At 49.0% G+C, this 9,565-nt stretch carries 7 protein-coding genes; 5 read left to right on the top strand and 2 right to left on the bottom strand.

Going from position 1 to position 9,565, the window contains the following annotated elements:
• The 5 genes from FWJ59_RS05800 to FWJ59_RS05780 form a co-directional block, all read left to right on the top strand.
• Nucleotides 1-611: AAA family ATPase (locus tag FWJ59_RS05800; RefSeq protein ID WP_414481030.1), on the top strand; the 611-nt coding region annotated here is incomplete at its 5' end.
• A gap of 8 nt (nt 612-619) precedes the next feature.
• Nucleotides 620-1,501 (top strand): DUF58 domain-containing protein, encoded by an 882-nt coding sequence (locus FWJ59_RS05795; protein WP_414481029.1) that lies wholly within the window; start codon nt 620-622, stop codon nt 1,499-1,501.
• A 254-nt stretch (nt 1,502-1,755) separates the two neighbouring features.
• A complete protein-coding gene (locus FWJ59_RS05790; protein WP_414481028.1) occupies nt 1,756-3,588 on the top strand; it encodes a vWA domain-containing protein in 1,833 nt (610 codons plus the stop codon).
• Nucleotides 3,578-6,409: a VWA domain-containing protein gene (locus FWJ59_RS05785; RefSeq protein WP_414481027.1), complete on the top strand. Its 2,832-nt coding sequence runs from the start codon at nt 3,578-3,580 to the stop codon at nt 6,407-6,409. Before FWJ59_RS05790 ends, FWJ59_RS05785 begins: the two co-directional genes overlap by 11 nt.
• Before the next feature lie 232 nt (nt 6,410-6,641).
• A complete protein-coding gene (locus FWJ59_RS05780; RefSeq protein ID WP_414481026.1) occupies nt 6,642-7,151 on the top strand; it encodes a DivIVA domain-containing protein in 510 nt (169 codons plus the stop codon).
• A gap of 54 nt (nt 7,152-7,205) precedes the next feature.
• Here FWJ59_RS05780 and groL read toward each other — a convergent pair whose 3' ends face one another.
• Together groL and groES are read right to left on the bottom strand one after the other, a co-directional pair.
• Nucleotides 7,206-8,822 (bottom strand): chaperonin GroEL, encoded by a 1,617-nt coding sequence (gene groL, locus FWJ59_RS05775; protein ID WP_414481025.1) that lies wholly within the window; start codon nt 8,820-8,822, stop codon nt 7,206-7,208.
• 26 nt (nt 8,823-8,848) lie between these two features.
• Complete coding sequence (gene groES, locus FWJ59_RS05770) at nt 8,849-9,133, bottom strand: co-chaperone GroES (protein ID WP_414481024.1); 285 nt, start codon at nt 9,131-9,133, stop codon at nt 8,849-8,851.
• Nucleotides 9,134-9,565: the final 432 nt, after the last annotated feature.

Raw genomic sequence — 9,565 nt, 5'->3', positions numbered from 1 at the left:
CGCAGAGCGCCCTTCTTGAGGCAATGCAGGAGCATACCGTGACGGTGGGAGGAGTGACCCGGCAGCTACCTCAGCCCTTTTTCGTGCTGGCAACGCAAAACCCAATCGAGCAAGAGGGTACCTATCCTTTGCCCGAGGCTCAGCTGGACAGGTTTATGTTCAAGATACTGGTAGGATTTCCTTCCCTTGAGGAGCTGCATGGGATCATCGATATGACCACTGCAGGAAGCGAGGTAAAGGCTAAAAAGGTGGCCGATGCACAGACCATAATGCGCCTTAGGTCGGTGGCTGCGGCGGTACCCGTAGCCAGAAGTGTACAGGATTATGCCCTCCGCCTGGTGCTTGCAACCCATCCTGAAAAGGGCGATGCGCCACAGGTGACCAAACGCTACATCAGGTATGGAGCCAGTCCCCGCGGTGCTCAGAGCATCATAAGCACTGCAAAGGTAAGGGCGGTCATGGAGGGACGATATAATGTGTCCTTTGACGATATAAGATATGTGGCGTACCCGGCGCTGAGACACAGGATATCTTTGAGCTTTGAAGGCATGGCTGAAGGCAAGATGCCCGATGAGATAATAGGCCAGATACTGTCTGAGCTTGAGGAGTGATGAAGGTTTTGGGTAAATCTTTGCTTGATCAGCAGTTTTTAAAGAGGCTGGACAGGCTGGCCTTAAACGCCCGTATGGCCATAAAAGGGGATACGGGCGGCAATAGGAAATCCAGAAGCAAGGGAAATTCCATTGAGTTTTCCGACTTCAGGGAATACATCCCGGGGGATGATTTCCGCCGCATTGATTGGAATGCCTATGCGCGATTTGAGCGCCTGTTTGTCAAGTTGTTTATGGAGGAACGGCAAGCCAATATAACCATATTTTTGGATGTGAGCGCATCCATGGACTGGGGCCAGCCCAACAAAGGAGTGCTTGCCAAGCAGTTGGCGGCCGTATTTGTTTACCTTGCCCTTGCCAATTTTGACAGGGTGGCCGTAGTGGGCATGCAGGATAAGCCATCTGCCTATTTGCCCTACTTTTCCGGTAAGCAGATGTTCTGGCAGGCCCTTTCCTTCATAGAAGGCCTTAAATTCGGTGGCAAGACGTCGCTGTGCAGCGCTGTAAAGGGGTGTACCTTTTTAAAGCGTAGCGGCGGCATAAGCATTTTAATTACCGACCTGTTTTCAAAGGATGGATATAAAGAGGCCCTTGAGTATCTCCAGTATCTCAAACAGGAGGTAATGCTCATACACGTCATGGCACCGCAGGAACTGCAACCGGAGTTGAGCGGGAGCCTTCGCCTGGTGGATGTAGAAGGTGAAGGGGTCAAAGATGTAATCTTAACTCCTGATCTACTTAAGGCCTATAAAAGGGTGCTGGATGAGTTTTTAAGCGATATCAAGGCGTTTTGTTATTCTAGGGGCATAAATTATGTGCTGGTAAATAGCTCCAGCAGCATGGAAGAGGTGGTGTTTTACAACCTGATGAAGCTTGGGTTTGTGAGATGAGTATGCCATGGCTATACTCTGCTAGTGCGCTGATATCTTGCCAGTTTCTATTTATAGATCCCATGGCAATGCGCCCTTTGCTGGTTTTGAATCGGCAGTTAATGCGCTTTGAATTGTGCTTTAGCGTCTCTGTCCAGACGTTATTGATACCACAGTGGCAGGCATGAGCTATTGCAGCTGTAGATGTGCTTCTTCATGGATGGTGCGATAAATGGGCTGAGGGTTGACGGCATTGATGGAATGGAGGTGGGCTGATGGGCTTTCTGAATCCGTGGGGGTTTTTGTTTGCTCTTTCAATACCGATCATCGTATTGCTGTACCTGCTGAAACAGCGCTATCAAGAGGTTGAAGTTTCCAGCACCTATCTATGGGAAAAGGCCATTGAAGATATGCAGATCAGCTCACCCTGGCAGAGGCTCAAAAGAAGCCTCCTTCTCATTTTACAGCTAGCGGCTGTGGTACTTCTCACCCTGGCCCTTGCCAGGCCCTTTTTTCTCCAAGAGGGTACGAGCTCCGAATACATAATCATACTGGATTGTTCGGCCAGCATGCAGGCTGAGGATGTAAAGCCGTCACGATTTTTGCTTGCCAAAAGGGAAATAGAGGACTTTATCGACGGATTGCTTCCGGGACAGCGCGTGACCCTCATAGCCGCCGGCTATGATGTAGAGGTTGTGGCTAGCAGAAGCGGCGACAAAGGCCTTTTAAAGAAGCGGCTGGAGGAAATAGAGGTTACCAACGGCCAGGACAGCATGGAGCAAGCCCTGGTTTTTGCTCAGGCACTTGCCAGGGAGCTTGACGCTGCTCAGATACGCATTTACAGCGACAATGTATACCAGATAAGTAACCAGCACATGGAGAACATCGTCTTTAATAACGGGGGAAAAAATTTTGCCGTCGAGCTGGTGAGCTGGGCTCAGACGCCCGATGGGACGGTGGTTTTGTCAAAAATTGCAAATTATTCGGGTGAGGATGCTGCAGTGACGCTTGAATGCCTGGTGGATGGCGCTACCTTTGATGTAAAGGAGGTTGCGCTGCCTGCCGACGGCAAAGAAGACGTGTACTGGAGTGAGATACCTGCCGGTGCCAGGCGCGTGGAGATAGCCATCTTGGATGAGGATGACCTTGCCATTGACAACAGGGGCTGGACCTTTATGGAACCGCAGAGGGAGAACAGGGTGCTGCTGGTAACAGAGCGCAACGTCTTTCTGGAAAAGGCCGTAAGCCTCCGCGACGATGTAGTCCTTGAAAAAACGGCTTATCAACATGCTGAGGGATTGAAGGGGTATGCCCTTTATGTATTTGACGGGTATGTTCCTTCGAAACTTCCTGATGATGGAAATATAATAATATTCAATCCTCCGCCGCAAAACGGCTTTTTGGAATTAGAAGGGGAATATATCCCCCAAACTGCTAGCCTTTTATCCCATTCTCGGTATGCGCACTTTTTTGACCTTGTAAACTATAAGGAGTTCAATATTGCAAAGGCCAAGCGGATTAGCCTACCCGAATGGGCCGAAGTCGTGCTCGATGGAGGACAGGGGCCGCTTGTTATGGCGGGCGAGATTGGAGCTCAAAAGGTGGTCGTCTTCTCGTTTGATGTACACCATTCTGATATACCCCTTAAAGTGGATTTCCCCATATTGATTCAAAACGTGCTTGCATGGGTTCTTCCACAGTCTTCAGTAGGGGAAAGCGAATTTTACGCCGGGCAGGAGGTATTTATAAATTTGTTGCCCGGCGCTCGGGACGTTCACGTGATAGCCCCATCGGGTAGGGAGTTGCCCCTTGATCGGTCTTACAGCTCTATACCCTTTATGTACAGCCATGAAGTAGGGATATACACGGTGCGGCAGACCGTTCAGCAGGGTGACAAGCGAGAGGTGTTGGAATCCCATTTTACCGTTGGCGTCCCAACTCACAGCGAGTCTGATCTAAGGGTAGGTCAGGTGACGAACGGAGGGGGACAGACGGTGGACGGCCGTAAGGGCGGATCCGATTTTATGAGTGAGCTGTGGAGATATTTTGCCTGGGCTGCCTTGGCCGTCGTTATGCTTGAATGGTGGGTGTATCAACGTGGGTATTAGCTTTAAAAACATTGGCATAGGATTTGCTAATCCTTTATGGTTGCTTGTGTCTATACCTGCTATAGGGTTTTTGATGCTTTGGTTTATGAGAAGCTGGAGAAGAACAAGCAAGAAGGACAGGTATGTTTTGGTACTGCGCTGTGTCATAGTGGTTCTCATAATATTATCCCTATCGGGGACCAGCATAAGGAGGTATACCCATGCCGCTACCGTGTTTTTTGTCGCAGATCTGTCCAGCAGTGCGGCAGGGGCCAAGGCGCAAATGGAATCCTTTATAGCGTCGGCGTTGGAGAACAAGCCGCCTCACTGGCAGGCAGGCATTATAACCTTTGGGAAGGATGCGGTGGTGGAGCACCCAGCAGGCCGGGATGTTTACTTTGACGGCTTTGAAACCCTTCCCAATCCCCATTTCACCGATATAGAGGGTGCGCTTCAGATGGCAGCTGCCCTTTTGCCTGCCGACAATCGGAAGAGAATAGTGCTTATGACCGATGCTGCTGAGAACCTGGGCGATGCTTTAAAAAGCTCTAGAACGCTTGCTCTGCAAGGTATCGTCATCGATGGGGTGTACTATAATACCGCACCTTCAGCCGAGGTGCAGATAACATCGCTGGATGTCCCCGGCCGCCTTTATAAAGGGGAGGCATACAATATACGGGTACGGATTGACAGCACGGTGAACACCCATGGCGTGTTGAAGCTGTATGCCGACCGCCAGCTCATAGGCCAGGAAAGGGTGGAGATACGGAAAGGGGAGAACACATTTGTGTTTAAGGATACGGCACAGGAAAGCGGTATAAAGGCCTATGAGGTAGTATTGCAAGCGGTTGAGGATACTGTATACCAAAACAACAGCGCGGCCGCCTTTGTGGAGGTATACGGGCTGCCCGTTGTGGCGGTGGTGGAAGGGAAAGAGGGCGAAGGCCATGAGCTTGTCAAGATGCTTAATCAGGCGGGGCTTGAAACCAAGGTTTTCACACCTCAAGTGTTGCCTGCTGCTTTGGAGGAGCTGCGCAAATACCATGCCCTGGTGCTGTGCAATGTTGCTGCCTATGACCTGGGAGATGACAAGATGAAGGCCCTTGATTCATATGTAAAATATCTGGGAAGAGGAATGCTGGTGACGGGAGGTGACAACAGCTATGCCCTGGGCGGGTATATGGCCACGCCCCTTGAGTCCTTGCTGCCGGTCGATGTGGACCTCATGCGTAAAGCCGATATACCTTCTTTGGGACTGGTGCTGGTGATAGACAAATCGGGCAGCATGGCAACAGGACAGTACGGCATAAGCAAGATAGAGCTGGCAAAGGAGGCTGCCATCGGTTCCACCGAGGCCTTGCGACCGATGGACTATATAGGCGTGGTGGCCTTCGACGATGTGGCCTCATGGATTGTGAAAACGCAAGCAGTAGAAAATGTGGATAGGATAAAGAGCGATATCGGCACCATAAGGCCGGGCGGGGGTACCAATATGTATCCAGCGCTTAACTTAGCTTATGAGTCTTTAAAGGACCTGGAGGCGCAGCTCAAGCACGTGATCGTGCTTACCGATGGTCAGTCGCAGGGGGGCAATTTCCAGCAGCTGGTACGGAAGATGAGGGATCATGGAATTACCGTTTCAACGGTGGCTGTAGGAGAGGATTCCGATACGCAATTGCTTCAGCAGCTGGCAAGTTTAGGAGGAGGGCGCTACTATTATACCGATGAATTTACCAATATCCCCACGATATTTGCAAAGGAAACATATCTGGCAACACAGAGCTATATACACAACAGAACGTTTTATCCGATGGTCATCGAGTATTCATCCATAATAGAAGGGTTCGCTCAGGGTTTTCCGCCGCTACACGGATATATAGCTACCCTGCCAAAAGCGGGAGCCAACATAGTGCTGTCCAGCGATAGGCAGGACCCGATATTGGCCAAATGGCAGTATGGCCTGGGACGGGTGGTGGCATGGACCAGCGATTTGCGCGGCAGCTGGACCGGAGACTGGCTAGTATGGGATGAGGTGCAGAGCTTTTGGCTCAACGTAATATCATGGATATTACCCATGGAGGATGAACAACATGGCCTTCTGGATGTCAGCCTGGATGGGGACAAGGGGCATATAACCTTGGATATATCACAAAACTGGGATGAAGCCTTAAACGTCCATGCAGTCGTCATAAAGCCGGGCGGTGGCCAACAGGTAGTATCGCTTCAGGCCACTCAGCCGGGGAAATATGAGGGCGAATTTGAGATAGACGAAGCGGGCGTGTACCTTGTCAAAGTGGAGGTTAAAGACGGGAGAAGCACGGTTTTACAGATTGAAAATGGCCTAACGGTCAGCTATTCGCCGGAATACGATATCCGCAATAGGGGCTCCGATGAGCTGCTTAAAAAGGTGGTGAAGGAAACCGGTGGCATGCTGCTTGACGAGCCTGCCCAGGTATTCCGCGAAGATCTGCAACCGATTAGGGCTGAGAGCGAAGTCTGGCCTTACCTGCTTTCTGCCGCCCTTGTGTTGTTTGTGATTGAGGTGGCTTTAAGAAGGCTTAAGATAGAAGTTTTTTTGAGGAAGTGGGCATCCAGTATAAGGATGGAAGGGGAAAGGCGTTGGTCAAAAAGCGCATTTGAGGGCAAATCGAAAGCTTATGACGAGGCCTGCCAGGGTATCGCTGGAGGCGATGCTATATCTGAAAGCATTGGGAGCAAAGGAGATGTTGTGCTACAAAGGAGCGCTGAAGATGGAAGCAAAGTGGTGGATAAAGCTGGTCAAAATATAACGTTTTCGTCCAGGCTTTTGGATGCCAGGCAAAAAAGGCGGAAGAGGCTGTAGCGAATTTCAGCCTCTTGGATCGAAGATTCCTGGAATGGTATGCACTATCCCCCCAATGTCATCGGTTGCCGGAAAAAAACGGCTCAATTCCTTCAGGTGTAAATCAGTCTTATGTAGTTTTTTGTATTAGAGCTCCGGCATTATCGATATAAAAAGATGCTATTCGACCCCACAAATTTACAAAATTTACAGGACAACTGTTGTATATTATTTACAAGGGGGGTTAGAACAAATGAAGAGGATGTTTAGCATTGCCATACTGGGATACAACAGGCGTCAGGTAGAACAATACATTTCTGAAATGCGCAGAGATTATGAGGAGGAGCTTTCCAAGAAGAAAGAACGGATGCTGGAGCTTGTGGAGGAAAACAGTAGGATAAAATCACAAATAAGAGAGCTAGAAAAGAAATTGGAGGAATTTTCTGAGAGGGAGGCTTATATTTCAAAAGCGTTGGTCCGAGCCGAACAAAAGGCTCAGGCTATTATAGAAGAAGGACGTCAAAAAATTGCAGCAGAGATGTACCAGCTGGAATTGGAAAAAAATAAGTGGAAAGCAAGGTGTAAGGAGATTCGACGGCAACTGTTGGAGTTTGAACACATGGTGTGCACTCTCATGGAGAACTTCTATTCCGAAATCAATTATCTCAAATCCAAAGAATTGAGCGATTCTATCTTTGGAGAAGAGGAAGACATTGACTCTGCTAAAGAAAGGGAAGAGACTGGCCTGCTAAGCGTATCGTAAAATAAGCGTATCATAAAATAAAAAGCGGTTGCTTGAAAAGCAACCGCTTTTTCATCAATACATATCTGGATTCTTGCCGCCGGGCATTGCCGGTTCTTTCTCGGGTATCTCGGCCACCAAGCTCTCGGTGGTGAGAACCATAGCTGCTACGCTAGCTGCGTTTTGCAATGCCGACCTGGTAACCTTGGTGGGATCGATGATACCCTTGGCCACCATATCGCCGTATTCGCCTTTCAACGCGTCAAAGCCGAAATTCTTGTCGGGGTTAGCTTTGACTTTTTCAGCTACCACAGAGCCTTCCATACCGGCGTTGATGGCGATCTGGCGAAGCGGCTCTTCTAAGGCGCGCTTTACGATATTGATGCCCGTCAGCTCATCGCCTTCAGCCTGAAGCTTCTCTACTTCTTCTATGACTTTGACAAGAGCTACGCCGCCGCCGGGAACAATTCCTTCTTCAACAGCTGCCCTAGTAGCGTTGAGAGCGTCCTCGATCCTCAGCTTCTTCTCTTTCATTTCGGTCTCAGTAGCAGCACCAACTTTGATCACTGCTACGCCGCCGGCCAGCTTAGCGAGTCGCTCCTGCAATTTCTCCCTGTCATAGTCAGAGGTGGTCTCCTCAATCTGGGCCTTTATGGAAGCTATGCGATTCTTGATCTCTTTCGGATCGCCAGCGCCACCTACGATGGTGGTGTTCTCCTTGTCAACAGTTACTCTAGTAGCACGGCCCAGCATGTCGATGGTGGCTTCCTTGAGGGTGAGACCTACCTCCTCGGAAATCACGGTACCGCCTGTCAGGATAGCGATATCCTGCAGCATGGCTTTGCGCCTGTCACCGAATCCGGGAGCCTTTACGCCTACGCTGATGAGGGTACCTCTCAGCTTATTGACCACCAGTGTCGCTAGGGCCTCACCTTCAATGTCCTCAGCGATGATCAATAGCTTCCTCCCTTGCTGTACCACTTGTTCGAGTATCGGCAACAGGTCTTGTACGTTGCTGATCTTCTTGTCTGTGATCAAGATGAGCGGTTCGTCGAGCTCTGCTACCATTTTTTCTGTATCGGTTACCATGTAGGGGGAGATGTATCCCCTGTCAAACTGCATTCCTTCCACGATCTCTACTTCGGTGGTCAACGATTTGGATTCTTCAACGGTGATGACGCCGTCCTTGCCAACTTTGTCCATGGCATCGGCAATTAACTGACCAATGGTCTCATCGCCGGCGGAAATGGAAGCAACTTGGGCAATAGCCTCTTTACTCTCAATGGGTTTGCTCAGCTTTTTGAGGCCTTCAACGGCCGCATCTACTGCTCTTTGAATGCCTCTCTTTATCAACATTGGGTTAGCTCCAGCTGCTACATTCTTTAGCCCTTCGCGGATGATGGCTTGCGCTAGAACCGTTGCTGTGGTGGTACCGTCACCAGCCACATCGTTTGTCTTGCTGGCTACCTCCCTGACCAGCTGGGCGCCCATATTCTCATATGGATCTTCCAGCTCAATTTCCTTGGCGATGGTTACGCCGTCGTTCACGATCTGCGGAGAGCCGTACTTTTTCTCCAGTACCACGTTACGCCCTTTGGGGCCCAAGGTAATCTTTACGGTATCGGCCAATTTGTTAACGCCGCGCTCTATCGCTCTTCTGGCTTCTTCGCCGTATACAAGCTGTTTGGCCATATGTATTACCTCCTCCTTATCATTTTTTATTCAACTACTGCCAATATATCGCTTTGACGAACGATTATGTATTCTTCATCGTCCAGCTTTACTTCGGTTCCGGCATATTTGGAATAGATGACCTTGTCGCCTACCTTTACCTCCATTTTGATCTCTTTGCCGTCAACCATACCACCAGGACCTACAGCAATCACCTCAGCCATCTGAGGCTTCTCTTTTGCAGAACTGGGCAACACGATACCGCCCTTTGTGGTTTCTTCGCTCTCCAAGGCTTTGATTACAACCCTATCGCCCAAGGGTCTTAATTTCATAGCGTTACCCTCCTTTAGTTATGTTTTTATTAACCATCGCTATAGTTTCTACATTATATTAGCACTCATCGTCGGTGAGTGCTAATCACAGTAAATAGTTTATATAAAAGATAGGGGTATGGCAAATACTGTTGTAAATGAATTTTGGTTAAATAGTTTGGAATTTGGAAAATAAAGCAACAAATCATCTTTTTGCTTGTTATATCTAAAAATAGATATGATTTTTAAATTTTCCCATGAGGACTATATATCCTATACCGCCTAACTCTGTCTTTTCAATACCGCACCCTTGGACTTACTTGCACAACCTGACAAAAAATCACAAATATCTTTGGACTGAAGTTGAAATGCCAAATAGTTGTAAGTAGAATATATTTTAGGAATCGTTTGAGGAGGGTATCTTGTGGATAAGTGGGATAAGAGGTTTATGGA

Origin of the sequence: Caldicoprobacter sp., from assembly GCF_047459465.1 — a bacterium.
GTDB lineage: Bacteria > Bacillota > Clostridia > Caldicoprobacterales > Caldicoprobacteraceae > Caldicoprobacter.
The sequence above is the reverse complement of the archived record's forward strand: the minus strand, read 5'-3'. Positions and strand labels throughout refer to the sequence as shown.